Origin of the sequence: Bradyrhizobium sp. AUGA SZCCT0105 (assembly GCF_018129565.1) — a bacterium.
GTDB lineage: Bacteria > Pseudomonadota > Alphaproteobacteria > Rhizobiales > Xanthobacteraceae > Bradyrhizobium.
On sequence record NZ_JAFCMK010000002.1, the window covers coordinates 53,277 to 74,579 of the forward strand.

General features: G+C 63.4%; 13 protein-coding genes. 1 reads left to right on the plus strand and 12 read right to left on the minus strand.

What is annotated here, in order from left to right; genetic code table 11:
• Nucleotides 1–2 precede the first annotated feature (2 nt).
• From JQ573_RS09230 to rpsL, 8 genes are all read right to left on the minus strand, one after another.
• Nucleotides 3–302, minus strand: a complete 300-nt coding sequence (locus tag JQ573_RS09230; RefSeq protein WP_092114992.1) for a 50S ribosomal protein L23 — start codon at nt 300–302, stop codon at nt 3–5.
• On the minus strand, nt 299–919 hold the full coding sequence (gene rplD, locus JQ573_RS09235) for a 50S ribosomal protein L4 (RefSeq protein ID WP_092114993.1): 621 nt from the start codon (nt 917–919) through the stop codon (nt 299–301). Before rplD ends, JQ573_RS09230 begins: the two co-directional genes overlap by 4 nt.
• A 1-nt stretch (nt 920) precedes the next feature.
• Nucleotides 921–1,640 carry a 50S ribosomal protein L3 gene (rplC, locus tag JQ573_RS09240; protein ID WP_029081772.1) on the minus strand — a complete coding sequence of 240 codons (720 nt, stop codon included), beginning with the start codon at nt 1,638–1,640 and terminating at the stop codon, nt 921–923.
• A gap of 54 nt (nt 1,641–1,694) precedes the next feature.
• A complete protein-coding gene (gene rpsJ, locus JQ573_RS09245) occupies nt 1,695–2,003 on the minus strand; it encodes a 30S ribosomal protein S10 (protein WP_002712302.1) in 309 nt (102 codons plus the stop codon).
• 94 nt (nt 2,004–2,097) lie between these two features.
• A complete protein-coding gene (gene tuf, locus JQ573_RS09250; protein WP_212309666.1) occupies nt 2,098–3,288 on the minus strand; it encodes an elongation factor Tu in 1,191 nt (396 codons plus the stop codon).
• 40 nt (nt 3,289–3,328) lie between these two features.
• Complete coding sequence (gene fusA, locus JQ573_RS09255; RefSeq protein WP_212309667.1) at nt 3,329–5,401, minus strand: elongation factor G; 2,073 nt, start codon at nt 5,399–5,401, stop codon at nt 3,329–3,331.
• A 30-nt stretch (nt 5,402–5,431) separates the two neighbouring features.
• Complete coding sequence (gene rpsG, locus JQ573_RS09260) at nt 5,432–5,902, minus strand: 30S ribosomal protein S7 (RefSeq protein ID WP_212309668.1); 471 nt, start codon at nt 5,900–5,902, stop codon at nt 5,432–5,434.
• A gap of 15 nt (nt 5,903–5,917) precedes the next feature.
• Complete coding sequence (rpsL, locus tag JQ573_RS09265; protein ID WP_028168167.1) at nt 5,918–6,289, minus strand: 30S ribosomal protein S12; 372 nt, start codon at nt 6,287–6,289, stop codon at nt 5,918–5,920.
• 700 nt (nt 6,290–6,989) lie between these two features.
• Between rpsL and JQ573_RS09270 the strand changes: the two genes are divergently transcribed.
• Nucleotides 6,990–8,198: an FAD-dependent monooxygenase gene (locus JQ573_RS09270; protein ID WP_212309669.1), complete on the plus strand. Its 1,209-nt coding sequence runs from the start codon at nt 6,990–6,992 to the stop codon at nt 8,196–8,198.
• Between the two features lie 111 nt (nt 8,199–8,309).
• Here JQ573_RS09270 and JQ573_RS09275 read toward each other — a convergent pair whose 3' ends face one another.
• The 4 genes from JQ573_RS09275 to rpoB all read right to left on the minus strand — a co-directional run bounded on the left by JQ573_RS09275 (nt 8,310) and on the right by rpoB (nt 21,282).
• A complete protein-coding gene (locus JQ573_RS09275) occupies nt 8,310–10,364 on the minus strand; it encodes an ABC transporter ATP-binding protein (protein ID WP_212309670.1) in 2,055 nt (684 codons plus the stop codon).
• 227 nt (nt 10,365–10,591) lie between these two features.
• Nucleotides 10,592–12,652, minus strand: a complete 2,061-nt coding sequence (locus JQ573_RS09280) for an FAD-dependent oxidoreductase (protein WP_212309671.1) — start codon at nt 12,650–12,652, stop codon at nt 10,592–10,594.
• Nucleotides 12,653–12,833: 181 nt separating this feature from the next.
• Nucleotides 12,834–17,036: a DNA-directed RNA polymerase subunit beta' gene (gene rpoC / locus JQ573_RS09285; RefSeq protein ID WP_092115000.1), complete on the minus strand. Its 4,203-nt coding sequence runs from the start codon at nt 17,034–17,036 to the stop codon at nt 12,834–12,836.
• Between the two features lie 127 nt (nt 17,037–17,163).
• Entirely contained in the window at nt 17,164–21,282 is a 4,119-nt protein-coding gene (gene rpoB, locus JQ573_RS09290) for a DNA-directed RNA polymerase subunit beta (RefSeq protein WP_097675067.1), read from the minus strand.
• Nucleotides 21,283–21,303 lie beyond the last annotated feature (21 nt).

The following is a 21,303-nucleotide window of genomic DNA, read 5'->3' on the forward strand; positions in this document are numbered from 1 at the left end:
CCTTATAGTCCGGTAGTCACGTCGATGCGGTGGCCCTCTTCAAGGGTCACGATCGCGCGCTTGGAGTCCGACTGCGAGCCGAGATTGCCGCGGAACACCTTGGTCTTGCCCTTGCGAACGAGAGTGTTGACGCTCTTCACCTTGACGTCGAACAGCTTCTCGACCGCTTCCTTGATCTGCGGCTTGGTCGCCTTGCCGGCGACCTTGAACATCACCTTGTTGTGCTCGGAGGCGAGCGTCGCCTTTTCCGTCACGACCGGCGAGATGATGACGTCGTAGTGGCGCGGATCGATGTTCTTCATTTGAAGCGCGCCTCCAGCGCATCAACCGCAGCCTTGGTCAGCACCAGCTTGTGGCGGCGGAGAATGTCGTAGACGTTGATGCCCTGGATCGGCAGCACGTCGATGTTCGGGATGTTGCGGGCCGCGGTCGCGAAACCGTTGTTCAGCTCCGCACCGTCGATGATCAGCGCATTGGTCAGGCCGAGGCCCGAGAAGTGACCGAGCAGCGCCTTGGTCTTGGCGGCCTCGAGCTGCGCATTGTCGATCACGATCAGCCCGCCGTCCTTGGCCTTGGCCGACAGCGCATGCTTCAGCGCGAGCGCGCGCACCTTCTTCGGCAGGTCGGTCGCATGGGAGCGAACCACCGGACCGAAGGCACGGCCACCGCCGCGGAACTGCGGCACGCGGGCCGAGCCGTGACGGGCGCCGCCGGTGCCCTTCTGCTTGTACATCTTCTTGCCGGTGCGCCAGACGTCGGCGCGGCCCTGGGCCTTATGCGTGCCGGCCTGGCGCTTGTTGAGCTGCCACTGCACGCAACGCTGGATGATGTCCTTGCGCGGCTCGAGACCAAAGATCTCGTCCGACAGCTGAACCGAACCGGCGTCCTTGCCTTCAAGGGTGGTGACTTTTAGTTCCATCTCACACGCCCTCCTTCTCGGCTACAGCCTCGGCAGCTTCACCGCCGGCGACCTTGAACTTGCCGGGCTTCGGGGCTTCCTTCGGCAGCGGCTTCTTGACCGCGTCGCGCACCGAGATCCAGCCGCCCTTGGAGCCGGGAACGGCGCCTTCGACGAGGATCAGGCCGCGCTCGACGTCGGTCGAAACCACGCGCAGATTGAGCGTGGTGATGCGATCGACGCCCATGTGACCGGGCATCTTCTTGTTCTTGAAGGTCTTGCCGGGATCCTGACGGCCACCGGTCGAACCGATCGAACGGTGCGAGACCGACACACCGTGGGTGGCGCGCAGACCGCCGAAGTTCCAGCGCTTCATGCCGCCGGCGAAGCCCTTACCGATCGAGGTGCCGGTCACGTCGACAAACTGGCCGACCACGAAATGGTCCGCCTGGATTTCCGCGCCTACCGGGATCAGCGCGTCCTCGGACACGCGGAACTCGGCGACCTTGCGCTTCGGCTCGACCTTGGCGACCGCGAACTGGCCGCGTTCGGCCTTCGGCATGTACACCGTCTTGCGGGCGCCCGAGCCGAGCTGAAGAGCGACATAGCCGTTCTTCTCGGTCGTGCGGTGGCCCAGCACCTGGCAGTTGCCCAACTTCAGCACGGTCACAGGGATATGCTCGCCGGTCTCCGTAAAGACCCGCGTCATCCCGACCTTTTGTGCGATCACTCCGGAGCGCATCGGCGTGCTTCCTGTCTTTCTGTCCGCAAGCGGCGGACGTAAAAATCCAAAACCTTAGAGCTTGATCTCGACGTCGACACCGGCGGCCAGGTCGAGCTTCATCAGCGCGTCGACGGTCTGCGGGGTCGGGTCGACAATGTCGAGGAGGCGCTTGTGAGTGCGCATCTCGAATTGCTCGCGGCTCTTCTTGTCAACGTGCGGCGAACGGTTGACGGTGAACTTCTCGATGCGGGTCGGCAGCGGAATCGGTCCGCGAACCTGCGCACCGGTGCGCTTCGCCGTGTTCACGATCTCACGGGTCGACGTATCGAGGATTCGATGGTCGAACGCCTTGAGACGGATGCGAATGTTTTGGCCGTTCATTGCCGTATCTCTTTCTTCGTCGCTCAATTAGCGAATAGCGAGTGGTGAGCGGCGGGTGGGCGAACCCACCCGCTGCAAACTGACTGATCCACCCTTACTCGATGATGGCGGCGACGACGCCGGCGCCGACGGTGCGGCCGCCTTCGCGGATCGCGAAGCGCAGCTTCTCTTCCATCGCGATCGGCACGATCAGGTGCACTTCCATCGCGATGTTGTCGCCCGGCATCACCATCTCGGTGCCTTCGGGCAGGTGCACAACGCCGGTCACGTCGGTGGTGCGGAAGTAGAACTGCGGACGGTAGTTGGTGAAGAACGGGGTGTGACGACCGCCCTCTTCCTTGGTGAGGATGTAGGCTTCAGCCTTGAACTTGGTGTGCGGCTTGACCGAACCGGGCTTGCACAGCACCTGGCCACGCTCGACTTCCTCGCGCTTGGTGCCGCGGAGCAGCGCACCGATGTTGTCGCCGGCCTGGCCCTGATCGAGCAGCTTGCGGAACATTTCGACGCCGGTGACGATGGTCTTCTGGGTGTCGCGGATACCGACGATCTCGATTTCCTCGCCGACCTTGATGATGCCGCGCTCGACACGGCCGGTGACGACGGTGCCGCGGCCCGAGATCGAGAACACGTCTTCAACCGGCATCAGGAACGGCTGGTCGATCGGGCGCTCCGGCTGCGGGATGTATTCGTCGACGTTGCGCATCAGCTCGAGGATGGCATCGTGGCCGAGCGTCTTGTCCTTGTCTTCGAGCGCGGCGAGCGCCGAGCCCTTGATGATCGGGATCTTGTCGCCCGGGAATTCGTACTTCGAGAGCAGCTCACGGACCTCGAGCTCGACGAGCTCGAGCAGCTCCGGATCGTCGACCATGTCGCACTTGTTGAGGAACACGACGAGCGCGGGCACACCGACCTGGCGGGCGAGCAGGATGTGCTCGCGGGTCTGCGGCATCGGGCCGTCAGCAGCCGACACGACCAGGATCGCGCCGTCCATCTGGGCGGCACCGGTGATCATGTTCTTGACGTAGTCGGCGTGGCCGGGACAGTCGACGTGGGCATAGTGACGGTTCTTCGTCTCGTACTCGACGTGCGCGGTCGAGATCGTGATGCCGCGCGCCTTCTCTTCCGGCGCCTTGTCGATCTGGTCGTAGGCGGTGAACGTCGCGCCGCCGGTCTCTGCAAGCACCTTGGTGATCGCTGCGGTCAGCGAGGTCTTGCCATGGTCGACGTGACCGATGGTGCCGATGTTGCAGTGGGGCTTGTTACGCTCGAATTTTGCTTTGGCCATTTGACTCTCCGTTCAGTCGTTAGTTGCTAACCAACGACAATCAAGCAAACTTTTTCTGGACTTCAGCCGACACGTTCGCCGGTGCTTCGGCGTAGTGATCGAACTGCATTGTGAAGGTCGCGCGACCCTGGCTCATCGAGCGCAGGTTGTTCACGTAACCGAACATGTTCATGAGCGGCACCATCGCGTTGATGACGTTGGCGTTGCCGCGCATGTCTTGGCCCTGGATCTGGCCGCGCCGGGAATTCAGGTCACCGATGACCGAACCGGTGTAGTCTTCCGGGGTCACCACCTCGACCTTCATGATCGGCTCGAGCAGAACGGACTTGCCCTTCGTCAGCGCCTCGCGGAACGCGGCGCGCGACGCGATTTCGAAGGCCAGTGCCGACGAGTCGACGTCGTGATACTTGCCGTCGACCAGCTGCACCTTGACGTCCACCACCGGGAAGCCGGCAACGACGCCGGAGCCCATCACGCTGTTGAGGCCCTTTTCGACGCCGGGGATGTATTCCTTCGGCACCGCGCCGCCGACGATCTTCGATTCGAACTCATAGCCCTTGCCGGGCTCGTTCGGCTCGACGACGATCGACACTTCGGCGAACTGACCGGTACCGCCGGTCTGCTTCTTGTGCGTGTACTTGACTTCGGCCTTCTTGGTCACGCGCTCGCGGAACGCCACCTGCGGCGCGCCGATGTTGGCATCGACCTTGTAGGTGCGCTTGAGGATGTCGACCTTGATGTCGAGATGCAGTTCGCCCATGCCCTTGAGGATGGTCTGGCCGGACTCCTGGTCGGTCGACACGCGGAACGACGGATCTTCCGCAGCGAGCTTGGCGAGCGCCACGCCGAGCTTTTCCTGGTCGGCCTTCGACTTCGGCTCGATCGCGATCTCGATCACCGGCTCCGGGAATTCCATCTTCTCGAGGATGACCGGCTTGTCGGGATCGCACAGCGTGTCACCAGTGCGCGCTTCCTTCAGGCCAGCCAGCGCGACAATATCGCCGGCATAGGCTTCCTTGATGTCTTCGCGGTTGTTCGCATGCATCAGCAGCATGCGGCCGATACGTTCTTTCTTCTCGCGGGTCGAGTTCACCACGCCGGTGCCCGACTGCAGCACGCCGGAATAGATGCGGCAGAAGGTGATGGTGCCGACGAACGGGTCGTCCATGATCTTGAACGCGAGCAGCGCCAGCGGCTCCTTGTCGTCCGCATGGCGCACGACTTCGTTGCCGTCATCGTCGATGCCCTTGATCGCGGGCACGTCGACCGGCGACGGCAGATAGTCGACGACGGCGTCGAGCAGCGGCTGAACGCCCTTGTTCTTGAACGCGGAGCCGCACAGCACCGGATAGAACGCACCGGTCAGCACGGCCTTGCGGATCAGGCGCTTCAGCGTCGCCTCGTCCGGCTCCTTGCCGTCGAGGAAGGCAGCCAAGGCATCGTCGTCGAGCTCGACGGCGGCTTCCACCATCTTCTCGCGATATTCCTTGGCCTGCTCGACCATGTCTTCCGGGATGTCGACATAGTCGAACTTGGCGCCGAGCGATTCATCGTTCCAGACGATGCCCTTCATGACAACCAGGTCGACGAGACCCTTGAAGTTGTTCTCGGCACCGATCGGAAGCTGGATCGCGATCGGCTTGGCGCCGAGGCGGTCGACGATGTCGGACAGGCACTTGAAGAAGTCGGCACCCGTCTTGTCCATCTTGTTGGCGAAGACGATGCGCGGAACCTTGTACTTGTCGCCCTGGCGCCAGACGGTCTCGGTCTGCGGCTCGACGCCCTGGTTGGAGTCGAGAACGCAAACGGCGCCGTCGAGCACGCGCAGCGAACGCTCGACCTCAATGGTGAAGTCGACGTGGCCGGGGGTGTCGATGATGTTAAGGCGCTTGCCGTTCCAGAACGCGGTGGTCGCAGCCGAAGTGATCGTGATGCCACGCTCCTGCTCCTGCTCCATCCAGTCCATCGTCGCGGCACCTTCGTGCACTTCGCCGATCTTGTGGCTCTTGCCGGTGTAATACAGGATGCGCTCGGTGGTCGTCGTCTTGCCGGCATCGATATGCGCCATGATACCGAAGTTGCGGTAGTTCTCTATGGCATGAACGCGAGGCATAGGCTGTTCCTTAAATTCCGTGTTTCGCCGTTACCAGCGATAGTGCGAGAAGGCGCGGTTGGCTTCCGCCATCCGGTGCACGTCTTCACGCTTCTTGACGGCGTTGCCGCGATTGTTCGAGGCGTCGAGCAGTTCCGCCGACAGACGCTCCGTCATGGTCTTCTCGTTGCGCTCACGGGCGGCCGAGATCAGCCAGCGGATGCCGAGCGCCTGACGGCGCACCGTGCGGACTTCCACCGGCACCTGGTAGGTCGCGCCGCCGACGCGGCGGGAACGGACCTCGATGGTCGGCATCACGTTCTCGAGCGCCTGCTCGAACACGCCGAGCGGCGGCTGCTTGGTCTTGGCCTCGATCATGCCGAGCGCACCGTAGACGATGTTTTCGGCGACCGACTTCTTCCCGGCGTACATCACCGAGTTCATGAACTTCGTAATGATGATGTTCCCGAACTTCGGATCCGGAAGAACTTCACGCTTCTCAGCAGAATGGCGACGCGACATCTGATCGTTTCCCGCTTACTTCGGACGCTTCGCGCCGTACTTCGAACGACGCTGCTTACGGTTCTTGACGCCCTGGGTATCCAGCACGCCACGGAGGATGTGGTAGCGCACGCCGGGCAAGTCCTTGACGCGGCCGCCGCGGATCATGACCACCGAGTGCTCCTGCAGGTTATGGCCCTCACCCGGGATGTAGCCGATCACCTCGAAGCCGTTGGTCAGGCGCACCTTGGCGACCTTACGAAGCGCCGAGTTCGGCTTCTTCGGGGTCGTGGTGTAGACGCGCGTGCACACGCCGCGCTTCTGCGGCGACTGCTGCAGCGCCGGCACCTTCTTGCGCGACTTCTGCACTTCACGTGGTTTTGCGATCAGCTGGTTGATCGTCGGCATGCAGCCTTCACCCTTTAGTTCGCGCGGAAACCTTGAATGGCTCCGCAAATTTCTTCTCAGGACTAGCCGTCCCGTACGGCCCGCTCGACGCGGAACAAACACCCGCGCAAAGCGAAATCGCGCCAACCACTCATCACTGAGCGGAAAGCGCATCGACGCCACAGAGGACCGCGATTCCGAACCGTTCAGCGTTCGCTGTCCGGTCCGCCACCGAGGTCATGCATCCGAATTCACTCTCAAGAGGACGTGCTCAAGAGAACCAAAATCGTCCTGGCATTGCCTAGCTATCATCGACAGCGTTTGAGCGGCATTCGTCGAGGTTGGTGCCCGGCCGGCCCTGAAAAAGGGCCTTGGGGTGTTCCGTTCCGACGCTGGCGTAGCTCACCGCCTGTCGTTAAGTGAGCGCCTTGTATAATCGAGAGATAGTGAAGTCAAGCAAAACGACAAGCAAAGAAACGCCTCTGGCGCTTGCAGATTTCGCATTTCGCGGCACTCGTCGGACGTCCGAAATATGACAGCGTCTGCGACTCCCCTCGCCCGAATCCGAATCTCCGGCACGCCAACGGAATCATATTATATCCGGGTAAAATATGATTAGAAACAATTCTCCCCAACTTGGACCCGAAGGCGAATTTCGAAACTAAGCCTTTATTTGCCATTCGCAGCGCAAAAATTGCGGTCTACGGCCACGGAAAACGTCATGCGGTACACCGACATCGCGATCATCGGCGGAGGTCTTGCGGGCTCGACCGCGGCCGCCATGCTCGGCCGTGCCGGGATACCGACCGTCCTGATCGACCCCCACCAAGTCTATCCGTTCGACTTCCGCGTCGAAAAGGTCGGCGGCGACCTCCAGCTCGCGCGATTCGCCCGCACCGGAATTGCCGAATCCGTGCTGCGTTCGGCGACGCTCGACGGCGAGAACTGGATCGCGCGATTCGGCCATCTGCTCGACCGGCAGCCGAGCCGGCAATACGGCATCATGTACGACGCGCTGATCACTGCGATTCGGGCCGAGATCGCCGGGCCGGCGGAATTCATCCGCGACAAGGTCGTCAATGTCGCGACCAGCTCCGAGCGGCAGCGGCTCGTGCTTTCGGGCGGCGAGGAGATCTCGGCGCGGCTCGTGGTGCTTGCCAACGGCCTGAATGTCGGGCTGCGCCGGATGCTCGGCATCGAGCGGCTGGTGACCAGCTTCTGCCATTCGATCTCGATCGGCTTCGATTTCATCCCCGTCGGCCGCCCCGCCTTCCCGTTCGCGGCCATGACCTACTTTTCGGAGCGGCCGAGCGACCGCATCCCCTACATCACGCTGTTTCCGGTCGGAAACCGGATGCGCGCCAACCTCTTCACCTACCGCCCGGCCGACGATCCGTGGCTGCGGGCGATGCGGCGCAATCCGGTCGAGACGCTGAACGCTGCGCTGCCGCGGCTGCGCCGGCTCACCGGTGAGTTCGACGTGGTCGGCGACATCAAGATCAGGCCCGCCGACGTCTATGTCAGCACCGGCTATCGGCAGGCCGGCGTCGTACTGGTCGGCGATGCCTTCGCCAGCACCTGCCCCGTCACCGGCACCGGGACCGACAAGGTGTTCACCGACGTGTCCCAGCTCTGCAATGTCCATATCCCGGCCTGGCTTGCGACCGACGGCATGGGCGAGGAGAAGATCACGGCGTTCTACGACGATCCGGTCAAGACGGAGTGCGATGCCTGGTCGAATGCCAAGGCATTCAACTTCCGCGAGGTGTCGATCGGCAGCGGGCCCTACTGGCAAGCCCAGCGCTGGGCACGCTTCCTCGGCTATCTCGGCCGGGGCACGCTGCGCCGCCTGCACCGCCCGCAGGCGGCGTCAGCGACACGGTCCGCCAATCACTTCCGGCAACGTCCGCACGCCGCAGACAGGGCGTAGAGGCGTGATCAGCAGGAGCGTTTTCGAGCGAAGTGGATACCGGTTCGCGTGAAGAAAGCGCGTCAAACAAGATTCTAGCGCCCGGCCATCGCCGGCGACGCGGCGCGGGACTCACGCCTCGTCTTCGTCCTCATCCTCGTCGTCTTCATCCTCGTCATCTTCATCATCGTCCGCGTCGTCGTCATCCTCGTCGTCCGCGTCGTGATGGACATGCCCCTGGTCGTCCCACAGCCTGCGGTAGACGCCATTCAGGGCCAGCAGTTCCTCGTGCGAGCCGCGTTCGATCGCCCTGCCGCCGGAGATCACGATGATCTCGTCCATCTCGACCACCGAGGCCAGTCGGTGCGTCGACCAGATCATGGTGCGACCCTCGGCGACCTTGAGCAGCGTGCGGTTGATCGCCGCCTCCGTGGTCTGGTCGAGCGCCGAGGTCGCCTCGTCGAGCAGCAGCACGGACGGGTTGCGGATGATCGCGCGCGCGATCGCGATGCGCTGGCGCTGGCCGCCGGACAAGGTGTCGCCGCGCTCGCCGACCGGCGTGTCGTAGCGCTGCGGCAGGCTCATGATGTAGCGATGAATCTCGGCCTTCCTGGCGGCGTCCTCGACCTCCGCGTCGGTGGCCCCTTCCTTGCCGAGCCGGATGTTCTCGCGGATCGACATGTTGAACAGCATGTTCTCCTGGAACACGACCGCCATGCTGGCCCGCAGCGACTCGCGCGTCACCCGGCGGATGTCGACGCCGTCGATCGCGACGCGGCCCTCGTCCGGCACGTAGAGCCGCAGGATCAGGTTGATCAGCGTGCTCTTGCCGGAGCCGCTGGGACCGACGATCGCAATGCTCTTGCCGGCATTGAGCTTGAGGCTGAGATTGTCGAGCACCGGCGTCTGCGCCCCCTCATACTGGAAGGTGACGCGGTCGAAGGAGATGTCGTTGGTGATGCGCGGCAGATCCGGCGCGCCGGGGCGGTCAGCGCCGCGGGTCGGCTCGTCGAGCAGCTCCTGGATGTGCCGCACTGCCGCCGCAGACTGGATCGACACCGGGATAAAATGCATGAGATGGGCGATGTTGTACGACACCTCCCAGAATGCGCTCTCGAAGGTCACGAAGGTGCCGACCGTGATCTGCCCCTTGGTGGCGAGATAGGCGCCGATCGCCAGCACCACGAGGTGAAGCAGCAGCACCGAAATGGTGACGGTGCGCTCCACCATGGTGGACAGGAACATGGCTGAGGCGGCCTTGGCCCGGACGTCGCGGTTGCGCAGCGTGAACCAGCCGAGCGCCCGGCGCTGCAGGTTGAACGCCTTGACCACCGCCTGGGCCGCGACGTTCTCCTGCACCATGCCGAGCAGCGCGGCTTCGTTCTGCTTCTGCTCGTAATTGGCCAGCACCGCCTTCGGCGTCAGGATGCGCGGCCCGATCAGCGTGATCGGAAACACCAGCAAGGCGACCACGGCAAGCTGCCAGTTCAGGAACAGCATCAGGATGATGCCGGCGATCAGCTCGAGGCCCGGCAGCGCCGCGCTGTTGGCGAAGGTCTTGACCGAGCCCTCGAAGGCCGACAGATCGATCGAGAAACGCGACAGGATCTCTCCGCGCTTGGTGCGGGCGAAATAGGCTGACGGCAGGTTCTGGACGTGGTCGAAGATGCGGGTCCGGACGTCGGCGATGATGCCCGCGCCGAGCCGCGCATCCCAGCGCTCGTACCAGACCGCGATGATCGAGGTGACGATGCCGGCGACCGCGAGCACGCCGAGGATCTTGTAAAGAGCCTGGAAATCCTCCTCGCCGAGCGCGTCGTCGATCAGGAATTTCAGGCTGAGCGGCATGATGACGTTGAACAACGTCTCGACCAGCACGCCGATCGCGACGAAGGCGAGCGGCTTCTTGTAGTTGGTCAGGATCGGCTTGACGAAGCTGAAGATCGTGGAGAGCGCGCCGGCGGCTTCCCTGGCGGTGAAGACGACGAGGTCCTCGTCATCATCGTCGTCGAGCTCGAACTCGTCGTCCTCGTCCTCATCATCGTCGTCATCGGCCGGCGCGGCGGCGGGCTTGGCGGAGGCCGTTGCCGCAGGCGGACCGGCCGCTGCCGCAGACTTTTTCTTCAGCTCGGGATCGTCGGCCGCCGATCGATTCGGATCGTCTGATGCAGGAGGTCTTGGCGCCATGAAACCAACCGTTGCTCCACGGCCGGCATGACCGCAAATCGAAACCGCAGCGGCGAATGCTGCTGGTACAATCCTATGCGATCACAATGAATTCGGCAAAGCGTTTGGAACGGCGGGGCGCGCGGTCCCGTGGATTCGGATCACGGCACGGCCGCCGTTTGACGTTGGTTGACGCGGGGCCGCTCGCCTTGCGCAAGACCGCTAGCCGGTGCCGTCAGTCGCTGCCGCTAGTCGTCGTGATCCGCCTCGACCTTGTCGAAGAAGGAATAGCGCAGGCTGTCGGAGTCGGCGTACCATTGCCCCGGCCCCTTGTTGGCGGCAAGCGTCAACGTCCACAGCGCATCGGTGCAGTCGCGGCGGTGCATCGACAGGTCGAAGCCGTTGCCGAAGAACAATTCCGACCATTCCCACCAGGTGCCGAGCTTCTTCACGCCGCGCAGCAGGTCGTAGCGATCGATCACCGCCGGCGCCATGTCCGAGGTCACCGACGCGAACACGACGCCGGTCTTGACCACGCGGTTGAGCTCGCGCACCCCGCGCACGACCTGCTTCTCGCCGAGATGGCACAGCGAGGTCTCGAACACGAAGTCGAACTCATTGTCCTTGAACGGCATGTCGGCGATCGAGCCGAGCTTGTTGTACTTCTTGAGCGCCTTCGGCGTCTTACCGTGGATAAAGCGGTTGTTCTCGATGCCCCAGGCATCGATGCCGCGCTCGCGCAGCGCGCCGACCAGCTCGCCGCTGGCGGAGCCGGCGATCAGCAGCTTGTAGCCCTTCGCCCTGCCCCACACCGTCTTGATCAGGTCGGTCAGATAGGCCGGGTCGGTGAAGTTGCGCCAGACCTCGCTGTAGGGGCCGGCGCCGCGATAATTCTCGAAATAGTTGCGGTCGATCTTGTCGGACAGCGCGCCTTCGTCCTGCGCGCGGGCGCGGCGCAGCCGCATCATCTCGGTGACGATGATGTCGGTCGCCGCATCGGAAGAATCGAGCAGCCCGTTCAGCGTCGAATCGAACAGATAGTCACCGACCACCACGATGCCGGGGTGCTGCTTCGGATCGGGACGGTGGTTGGTCATGACGTCGCGCACCGGAAGGCCGCCCGGCAGCGCGTTGACCGACGACAGCCAGCGATGGATCTTGCCCTCGAGGAAATGCGCACGCGCATCGCCGAGCGAGGCCGGCAGCGACTTCAGCGCGGCGTCGATCAGTTCCTCATCGCTGAGATTGGCGAAGGCGAGCGCGTCGGAGCCGGCGATCAGCCAGTTGAGCACGCCGTGCTTGCCGACATCGTGGCGCGCGCCCTCATTGTAGACGCAGCAGCCGCCGAACGCCTCCGACATGAACCAGGCGCCCGGAATCTTCTCGCCCCAGAACGGCTCGTCGAACAGGATCGAGACGCGCAGATAGTGCGCCGGACGATCGAAATAGGCGACGTGCTTGACCATCGACTTGCGCAGCTGTTCGCCGTCCCAGCGCATGGTCGCGAGCCAGGAATGCGGCAGGCAGACCAGCACGAGGTCGAAGTCGCGCGTCTCCGGCCCCTTGCCGTTCATCATGTTGAGCTGATAGCGGCCGCTTGCGGTCTTGCCGACCTTGAGGACGCGATGGTTGAGCTGGATGTCGGCGCTGACCTCCGAGCGCAGGCAATCGATCAGCTGCTCGTTGCCGTTCTGGATCGAATACAGGCCGATGTAGCCGTCGACATCCATGACGTAGTTCTTCAGCGCGTTGAGGCCGTTGGTGTTGTGGCTCTCGGTCGCGAGGTCGGAGCGCGCCATCACCTTGAAGAACCGCTTGGCGGTCACGTCCTCGACCTCTTCGTCGAGGATCTGCTCAGCGGTCTTGTAGGCCCACGGATGTTCGTTGTCGTGGGCGCCGACGCCCTCGTAATACTCGATCGGCGACACCAGCTCGCTGCAGCGCTTGCGGAACGCCTCGATCGCGGCCGCGGTCTTGCCGCCGTATTTGCGGCGCATGCCGGGAACGTCGGCCAGCAGTTCGCCGTCGAGCTGCACCTGCTCGGCATCCATCGGGATCGTCTGCAGGCCGAAATGCTGGATCAGCTCGCGCAGCGGGTCGGGTCCCGTCATCGAGTAATCGTAGATCTCGGCGACGCCGGCCTCGTACATCGCCGGCGCGGTGTCGAATTTGCGCGTGACAATCTTGCCCCCGAGACGGTTCGACGCCTCGAAGATGGTGATGCGGCAGAGGTCGCCGAGTTTGCGCTTCAGATACCAGGCGCTCATCAGCCCCCCGGGGCCGCCGCCTACAATCGCCAAGTCGAGCATATCGATTCCGTCGTCTCCGGCACGAGCCAAACAGCCGGTCTAAGTCACCCTAGCAAAGGCACTTTTTTGCCTGAAGGGAAGATGAACAAACTGCGTCCCTGCACCGCAGCAAGGCAAGAAAGCAACAAAAAGGCCGGCAGAACGCCGGCCCTCTCGCTGACTACCGTAGTCTTGCGGATGCCTATTCCGCGGGCGGCAGCGCCAGCGGCTCCGCTTCCGGAGCCGTCGGCACGATCGCCGCCTGCTGCTTCTCGCGCTCGTCGAGGATCAGCTTGTCGCGCTTGACCGCGACTTCGCGAATCCGCGCCATCGAGGCGCCGGTGCCGGCCGGGATCAGGCGGCCGACAATGACGTTCTCCTTGAGGCCTTCGAGCGGGTCCACCTTGCCGTTGACGGCAGCTTCGGTGAGCACGCGCGTGGTCTCCTGGAACGACGCCGCCGAGAAGAAGGAGCGGGTCTGCAAGCTCGCCTTGGTGATGCCGAGCAGAACCGGCGTCCCCGTGGCGGGCTTCTTGCCCTCCTCCTTGGCCTTGGTGTTGAGCGCGTCGAACTCGATCTTGTCGACCTGCTCGCCCGAGATCATGTCGGTGTCGCCCTGATCGGTGACTTCGACCTTCTGCAGCATCTGACGGACAATCACCTCGATGTGCTTGTCGTTGATGAGCACGCCCTGCAACCGGTAGACCTCCTGGATTTCGTTGACCAGATAGGCAGCGAGTTCCTCGATGCCCTTGATCGCCAGGATGTCGTGCGGCGCCGGATTGCCTTCGACGATGAAATCGCCCTTTTCGACGATGTCGCCGTCCTGAAGGTGGATGTGCTTGCCCTTCGGGATCAGGTACTCGCGCGGCTCCTCGGTCTTGTCCATCGGCTCGATCGAGATGCGGCGCTTGTTCTTGTAGTCGCGGCCGAAGCGGATCGTTCCCGCGGTCTCCGCGATAATCGCCGCATCCTTCGGCTTGCGAGCCTCGAACAGTTCCGCCACCCGCGGCAGACCGCCGGTGATGTCACGCGTCTTGGCGCTCTCGGTCGAGATACGCGCCAGGATGTCGCCGGGCATCACCTTCGCGCCGATGTCGACCGACAGAATGGCGTCGACCGACAGCATGTAGCGGGCATCGCCGCCACGCGCGAGCTTCATCACCTTGCCGTCCTTGCCCTTGACCACGATGGCCGGACGCAGGTCCGAACCGCCGCGCGTCGTGCGCCAGTCGATGACCACGCGCTTGGCGATACCGGTCGACTCGTCGAGCGTTTCCGAGATCGACTGGCCTTCGACCAGATCCTCGAAACCGATCGTGCCCTCGACTTCGGTGAGCACGGGGCGGGTATAGGGATCCCACTCCGCGATGCGCTGGCCGCGCTTGACCATGTCGCCTTCGTCGACGTGCATCTTCGAACCGTACTGAATACGGTGGGTTGCACGCTCGGTGCCGTCGGCGTCGACGATCGCAACGACCATGTTGCGCACCATCGCGACCAGGTTGCCTTCGCTGTTGCGGGCGATCGCCTTGTTCCTGATCACGATCTTGCCGTCGAAGTTCGATTCGACGAACGACTGCTCGTTGAGCTGGGCGGCGCCGCCGATGTGGAACGTGCGCATCGTCAGCTGCGTGCCGGGTTCACCGATCGACTGTGCCGCGATGACGCCGACGGCCTCACCGTGGTTCACCGGGGTGCCGCGGGCCAGATCGCGGCCGTAGCACTTGGCGCAGATGCCGTTGACCAGCTCGCAGGTCAGCGCCGAGCGGATCTTCACTTCCTGGATGCCGGCCTGCTGGATCGCGTCGACATGGGTCTCCTCCATCAACGTGTCGCGCTTGACGACAACCTCGTTGGTGGCGGGATCGCGCACGTCATCGCAGGCCGTACGGCCCAGGATGCGCGAGCCGAGCGAGGCAACGACCGTGCCGGCATCGACGATGGCGCGCATCTTGATGCCGAGTTTGGTGCCGCAATCGGTCTGCGTGATGATGCAGTCCTGCGCGACGTCGACCAGACGGCGGGTCAGGTAGCCGGAGTTCGCGGTCTTCAAGGCGGTGTCCGCGAGGCCCTTGCGAGCGCCGTGGGTCGAGTTGAAGTACTCGAGCACCGACAGACCTTCCTTGAAGTTGGAAATGATCGGCGTCTCGATGATCTCGCCCGACGGCTTGGCCATCAGGCCGCGCATGCCGGCGAGCTGGCGCATCTGGGCCGGCGAACCACGCGCACCGGAGTGCGCCATCATGTAGATCGAGTTGATGTCGGCATCCGCGCCCGCCGCCGTCTTCTTGGTGGACGAGATCTCCTTCATCATCGCCTTGGCGACTTCTTCACCGGCCTTCGACCAGGCGTCGACGACCTTGTTGTACTTCTCGCCATGGGTGATCAGGCCGTCATTGTACTGCTGCTCGAAATCCTTCGCCAGCGTACGGGTCTGATCCACGATCTTCCACTTCGACGCCGGCACGACCATGTCGTCCTTGCCGAACGAGATGCCCGCCTTGAAGGCGTTGTAGAAGCCGAGTGCCATGATGCGGTCGCAGAAGATCACCGTCTCCTTCTGACCGCAGTGACGGTAGACCTGGTCGATCACGCCGGAGATCTCGCGCTTGGTCATCAGCTTGTTGATGATGTCGTACGAGATCTTGGTGCTCTTCGGCAGCAGGTTGCCGAGCATGACGCGGCCGGCGGTGGTTTCGATCCACCGCTTGGACATCTTGCCTTCCTCGTCGAGGCCTTCCCACCGGTACTTGATCTTGGTGTGGAGGTGGATGACCTTCGAATGCAGGGCGTGCTCGAGCTCGGCCATGTCGCCGAAGATCTTGCCCTCGCCGGGCAGGCCTTCGCGCATGATCGAGACGTAGTAGAGGCCGAGCACGATGTCCTGCGACGGCACGATGATCGGCTGGCCGTTCGCCGGATGCAGGATGTTGTTGGTCGACATCATCAGGACGCGCGCTTCCAGCTGCGCTTCGAGCGACAGCGGAACGTGCACGGCCATCTGGTCGCCGTCGAAGTCGGCGTTGAAGGCGGCGCAGACCAGCGGATGCAGCTGGATCGCCTTGCCTTCGATCAGCACCGGCTCGAACGCCTGGATGCCCAACCTGTGCAGCGTCGGCGCGCGGTTGAGCAGCACCGGATGCTCGCGGATCACCTCGTCGAGGATATCCCAGACCTCCGGACGCTCCTTCTCGACCAGCTTCTTGGCCTGCTTCACCGTGGTGGACAGGCCCTTGGCGTCGAGCCGCGAGTAGATGAACGGCTTGAACAGCTCGAGCGCCATCTTCTTCGGCAGGCCGCACTGATGCAGGCGCAGCTCGGGACCGACCACGATCACCGAACGGCCCGAATAGTCGACGCGCTTGCCGAGCAGGTTCTGACGGAACCGGCCCTGCTTGCCCTTCAGCATGTCGGCGAGCGACTTCAGCGGGCGCTTGTTGGCGCCGGTGATGACGCGGCCGCGGCGGCCGTTGTCGAACAGTGCGTCGACGGCCTCCTGCAGCATGCGCTTTTCGTTGCGGATGATGATGTCAGGCGCACGCAGCTCCATCAGCCGCTTCAAGCGGTTGTTGCGGTTGATGACGCGGCGATACAGGTCGTTGAGGTCCGAGGTCGCAAACCGGCCGCCGTCGAGCGGCACCAGCGGACGCAGGTCCGGCGGAATCACCGGCACCACCGTCATGATCATCCATTCCGGCTTGTTGCCGGAGACGCGGAAGGCCTCGACGATCTTCAGACGCTTGGCGAGCTTCTTGTGCTTGATGTCGGAGTCGGTCTCCGCCATGTCGGCACGCAGCGTCGCCTCGAGCTTTTCGAGCTCAAGCCCCTTCAGCAGTTCGCGGATCGCCTCGGCGCCGATCATGGCGGTGAAGCTGTCCTGGCCGTACTCGTCCTGCGCCTTCAGATACTCGTCTTCCGACAGCAACTGACGGTCCTTCAGCGCGGTGAGACCCGGCTCGAGAACGACGTAGTATTCAAAATAGAGGATCCGCTCGAGATCCTTCAGCGTCATGTCGAGCAAGAGGCCGATGCGCGACGGCAGCGACTTCAGGAACCAGATGTGGGCGACCGGCGCCGCCAGCTCGATATGGCCCATGCGCTCGCGCCGGACGCGCGACAGCGTCACCTCGACCGAGCACTTCTCGCAGATGATGCCCTTGTACTTCATCCGCTTGTACTTGCCGCACAAGCATTCGTAGTCCTTGATCGGCCCGAAGATGCGCGCGCAGAACAGGCCGTCACGCTCCGGCTTGAAGGTGCGGTAGTTGATGGTCTCCGGCTTCTTGATCTCGCCGTACGACCAGGACAGAATCTTCTCCGGAGACGCGATCGAAATCCGGATCTGGTCGAAGACCTGAGCCGGCGTCGTCGGATTGAAAAGATTCATAATCTCTTGATTCATGGTCTTCTCCTCGCGTGCCGATCGTCACCGGCAGCAAATTCGAAACTTTTATTCAACGCGCGCCCCACTCAACGTCCGAGCGGAGCGCGAAGGCCCGGCGCTTTCGCGCCGGGCGTAAATCATCGCGTTACTCGGCCGCTTCCGACGTCGACGCCGGTCCCACCTTGGAATTGTGCAGGTCGACGTTGAGGCCGAGCGAGCGCATTTCCTTGACCAGCACGTTGAACGATTCCGGAATACCGGCCTCGAAGGTGTCGTCGCCGCGCACGATCGCCTCGTACACCTTGGTACGGCCGGCGACGTCGTCCGACTTCACAGTCAGCATCTCCTGCAGCGTGTAGGCGGCGCCGTAGGCTTCCAGCGCCCAGACCTCCATTTCGCCGAAGCGCTGGCCGCCGAACTGCGCCTTGCCGCCCAGCGGCTGCTGGGTGACGAGCGAGTACGGACCGATCGAACGCGCGTGGATCTTGTCGTCCACGAGATGGTGCAGCTTGAGCATGTAGATGTAGCCCATCGTCACCTTGCGATCGAACTGGTCGCCGGTGCGGCCGTCATAGACGGTCGACTGGCCGGAGGCGTCGAAGCCCGCGAGCTTCAGCATCTCCTCGATGTCGGCTTCCTTGGCGCCGTCGAACACCGGCGTTGCGATCGGCACGCCGTGGCTCAGATTGCGGCCGAGTTCGACCAGCTCGTTGTCGTTCAGCGACTTGATGGTTTCATCCTCGCCATAGATCTTCTTCAGGGTCTCGCGCAACGGCTTGAGATCCTGCTTCTGATAGTAGGCGTCGATGGTCTGACCGATGCGCTTGCCGAGGCCGGCGCAGGCCCAACCGAGATGGGTCTCAAGGATCTGACCGACGTTCATGCGCGAAGGCACGCCGAGCGGATTGAGCACGATGTCGGCATGCGTTCCGTCCTCGAGGAACGGCATGTCCTCGATCGGCACGATCTTCGACACCACGCCCTTGTTGCCGTGACGGCCGGCCATCTTGTCGCCGGGCTGGATCTTGCGCTTCACCGCGACGAAGACCTTGACCATCTTCATCACGCCGGGCGGCAACTCGTCGCCACGCTGCAGCTTCTCGACCTTGTCGAGGAAGCGCTGCTCGAGGCCCTTCTTCGACTCGTCGTACTGCTTCCGCATGGCCTCGATCTCGGCCATCAGCTTGTCGTTCGGCGAGGCGAACAGCCACCACTGCGACTTCGGATACTCGTCGAGCACCGCACGGGTGATCTTGGTATCCTTCTTGAAGCCCTTCGGGCCGGCGATGCCCTGGCGGTTCTCCAGCAGCTCGGCGAGGCGGTTGTAGACGTTGCGGTCCAGAATCGCCTGCTCGTCGTCGCGGTCCTTGGCCAGACGCTCGATCTCTTCCCGTTCGATCGCCAGCGCACGCTCGTCCTTGTCGACGCCGTGACGGTTGAAGACGCGGACTTCCACGATGGTGCCCTGCACGCCCGGAGGCACGCGCAGCGAGGTATCGCGGACGTCGGAGGCCTTCTCGCCGAAGATGGCGCGGAGCAGCTTCTCTTCCGGCGTCATCGGGCTCTCGCCCTTCGGCGTGATCTTGCCGACCAGGATGTCGCCGGCGCGGACTTCCGCACCGATGTAGACGATACCGGCTTCGTCGAGGTTCTTCAGCGCTTCTTCCGAAACGTTCGGAATGTCGCGGGTGATTTCCTCAGGACCAAGCTTGGTGTCGCGGGCCATCACCTCGAACTCCTCGATATGGATCGAGGTGAAGACGTCGTCCTTCACGATCCGCTCGGAGAGCAGGATCGAGTCTTCGAAGTTGTAGCCGTTCCACGGCATGAACGCGACCAGCACGTTGCGGCCGAGCGCGAGCTCGCCGAGATCGGTCGACGGACCGTCAGCGATGATGTCGCCCTTCTTGACGATATCGCCGACCTTCACCAGGGGACGCTGGTTGATGCAGGTCGACTGGTTGGAGCGCTGGTACTTCATCAGCCGGTAGATATCGACGCCCGACTTGGTCGGATCGAGATCCTCGGTGGCGCGGATCACGACGCGGGTGGCGTCGATCTGGTCGATCACGCCCGAGCGGCGCGCGGCAATCGCCGCGCCCGAGTCACGGGCGACCACGCCTTCCATGCCGGTGCCGACGAACGGCGCCTCGGCGCGAACCAGCGGCACCGCCTGGCGCTGCATGTTCGAGCCCATCAGCGCGCGGTTGGCGTCGTCGTTCTCGAGGAACGGGATCAGCGCCGCGGCGACCGAAACCAGCTGCTTCGGCGACACGTCCATGTAGTCGACCTTGTCCGGCGTCACCGGCAGCACTTCGCCGGCATGACGGCAGACCACCAGATCGTCGGTGAAGCGGCCCTTGGCATCGAGCGGCACGTTGGCCTGCGCGACGCGGTAGCGGCCCTCTTCCATCGCCGACAGATAGACCACCTCGTCGGTGACCCGGCCGTCCTTGATCTTGCGATAGGGCGTCTCGACGAAGCCGTACTTGTTGACGCGCGCGAACGTCGCCAGCGAGTTGATCAGACCGATGTTCGGACCTTCCGGCGTTTCGATCGGGCAGATACGGCCGTAATGCGTCGGATGCACGTCGCGGACTTCGAAGCCGGCACGCTCGCGGGTCAGACCGCCCGGGCCCAGCGCCGACAGGCGCCGCTTGTGGGTGATCTCCGACAGCGGGTTGGTCTGGTCCATGAACTGCGAGAGCTGCGAGGAACCGAAGAACTCGCGCACCGCGGCAGCCGCGGGCTTGGCGTTGATCAGGTCCTGCGGCATCACGGTGTCGATATCGACGCTCGACATGCGCTCCTTGATGGCGCGCTCCATGCGGAGCAGGCCGATCCGGTACTGGTTCTCCATGAGCTCGCCGACCGAGCGCACCCGGCGGTTGCCGAGGTGGTCGATGTCGTCGATCTCGCCCTTGCCGTCGCGCAGGTCGACCAGCGTCTTGATGACCGCCAGGATGTCTTCCTTGCGCAGCGTGCGATGGGTGTCGGGCGCATCGAGCTCGAGGCGCATGTTCATCTTGACGCGGCCGACCGCGGAGAGGTCGTAGCGCTCGGCATCGAAGAACAGCGACTGGAACATCGCCTGCGCCGAATCCAGCGTCGGCGGCTCGCCCGGACGCATCACGCGGTAGATGTCGAACAGCGCGTCCTCACGCGTCATGTTCTTGTCGGCCGAGAGCGTGTTGCGGATGTAGGCGCCGACATTGACGTGGTCGATGTCGAGCAGCGGCAGGTCCTTGTAGCCCTGCTCGTTCAGCACCTTGAGCGACTTCTCGGTGATCTCCTCGCCGGCTTCGGCGTAGATCTCACCGGTCTTCGGGTTGACGAGATCCTCGGCGAGATAGTTGCCGACGAGTTCCTCGTCCGACATCCGCAGCGCCTTGAGGCCCTTTTCCTGCATCTGGCGCGCACTGCGCACGGTCAGCTTCTTGCCGGCCTCGAGCACCACCTTGCCGGTGTCGGCGTCGATCAGGTCGTTGATGGTCGAGTAGCCGCGGAAGCGGTTGGCATCGAACGGCACGCGCCATCCGTCCTTGGTCCGCTTGTAGGTGATCTTCTTGTAGAAGGTCGACAGGATCTGCTCGCCGTCGAGACCGAGCGCGTACATCAGCGAGGTCACGGGCAGCTTGCGGCGGCGGTCGATGCGCGCGAACACGATGTCCTTGGCGTCGAACTCGATGTCGAGCCAGGAACCGCGATACGGAATCACGCGCGCGGCAAACAAGAGCTTGCCGGACGAATGGGTCTTGCCCTTGTCGTGGTCGAAGAACACGCCGGGCGAACGGTGCATCTGCGAGACGATGACGCGCTCGGTGCCGTTGACGACGAAGGTGCCGTTCATCGTCATGAGCGGGATATCGCCCATGTAGACGTCCTGCTCCTTGATGTCCTTCACCGACTTGGCGCCGGTTTCCTCGTCGATATCGAACACGATGAGGCGCAGCGTCACCTTGAGCGGCGCAGCGAAGGTCATGCCGCGCTGGCGGCACTCGTCGACGTCATATTTCGGCTGTTCGAACTCGTAGCGGACGAATTCGAGCATCGAGGTGCCCGAAAAATCCGAGATCGGAAATACCGAGCGGAATACTGCCTGCAGGCCCTCGTCGAGGCGACCGCCGGCCGGCTCGTCAACCATCAGGAACTGGTCGTAGGATGCCTTCTGAACCTCGATGAGGTTCGGCATCTCGGCGACTTCCTTGATGTGACCGAAAAACTTGCGTACGCGTTTGCGACCGGTGAATGTCTGCTGCGCCATCGTGGCCTCTCATTTTCGTCG

Excerpts from the sequence above, each read along its gene's own strand:
- JQ573_RS09275 (WP_212309670.1), bottom strand. The coding sequence starts at position 10,364 with ATGGCGCCAAGACCTCCTGCATCAGACGATCCGAATCGATCGGCGGCC.
- rpsL (WP_028168167.1), bottom strand. The coding sequence starts at position 6,289 with ATGCCGACGATCAACCAGCTGATCGCAAAACCACGTGAAGTGCAGAAG.
- JQ573_RS09280 (WP_212309671.1), bottom strand. The coding sequence starts at position 12,652 with ATGCTCGACTTGGCGATTGTAGGCGGCGGCCCCGGGGGGCTGATGAGC.
- rpsJ (WP_002712302.1), bottom strand. The coding sequence starts at position 2,003 with ATGAACGGCCAAAACATTCGCATCCGTCTCAAGGCGTTCGACCATCGA.
- tuf (WP_212309666.1), bottom strand. The coding sequence starts at position 3,288 with ATGGCCAAAGCAAAATTCGAGCGTAACAAGCCCCACTGCAACATCGGC.
- JQ573_RS09230 (WP_092114992.1), bottom strand. The coding sequence starts at position 302 with ATGAAGAACATCGATCCGCGCCACTACGACGTCATCATCTCGCCGGTC.
- rplC (WP_029081772.1), bottom strand. The coding sequence starts at position 1,640 with ATGCGCTCCGGAGTGATCGCACAAAAGGTCGGGATGACGCGGGTCTTT.
- rpsG (WP_212309668.1), bottom strand. The coding sequence starts at position 5,902 with ATGTCGCGTCGCCATTCTGCTGAGAAGCGTGAAGTTCTTCCGGATCCG.
- JQ573_RS09270 (WP_212309669.1), top strand. The coding sequence starts at position 6,990 with ATGCGGTACACCGACATCGCGATCATCGGCGGAGGTCTTGCGGGCTCG.
- fusA (WP_212309667.1), bottom strand. The coding sequence starts at position 5,401 with ATGCCTCGCGTTCATGCCATAGAGAACTACCGCAACTTCGGTATCATG.
- rplD (WP_092114993.1), bottom strand. The coding sequence starts at position 919 with ATGGAACTAAAAGTCACCACCCTTGAAGGCAAGGACGCCGGTTCGGTT.
- rpoB (WP_097675067.1), bottom strand. The coding sequence starts at position 21,282 with ATGGCGCAGCAGACATTCACCGGTCGCAAACGCGTACGCAAGTTTTTC.
- rpoC (WP_092115000.1), bottom strand. The coding sequence starts at position 17,036 with ATGAATCAAGAGATTATGAATCTTTTCAATCCGACGACGCCGGCTCAG.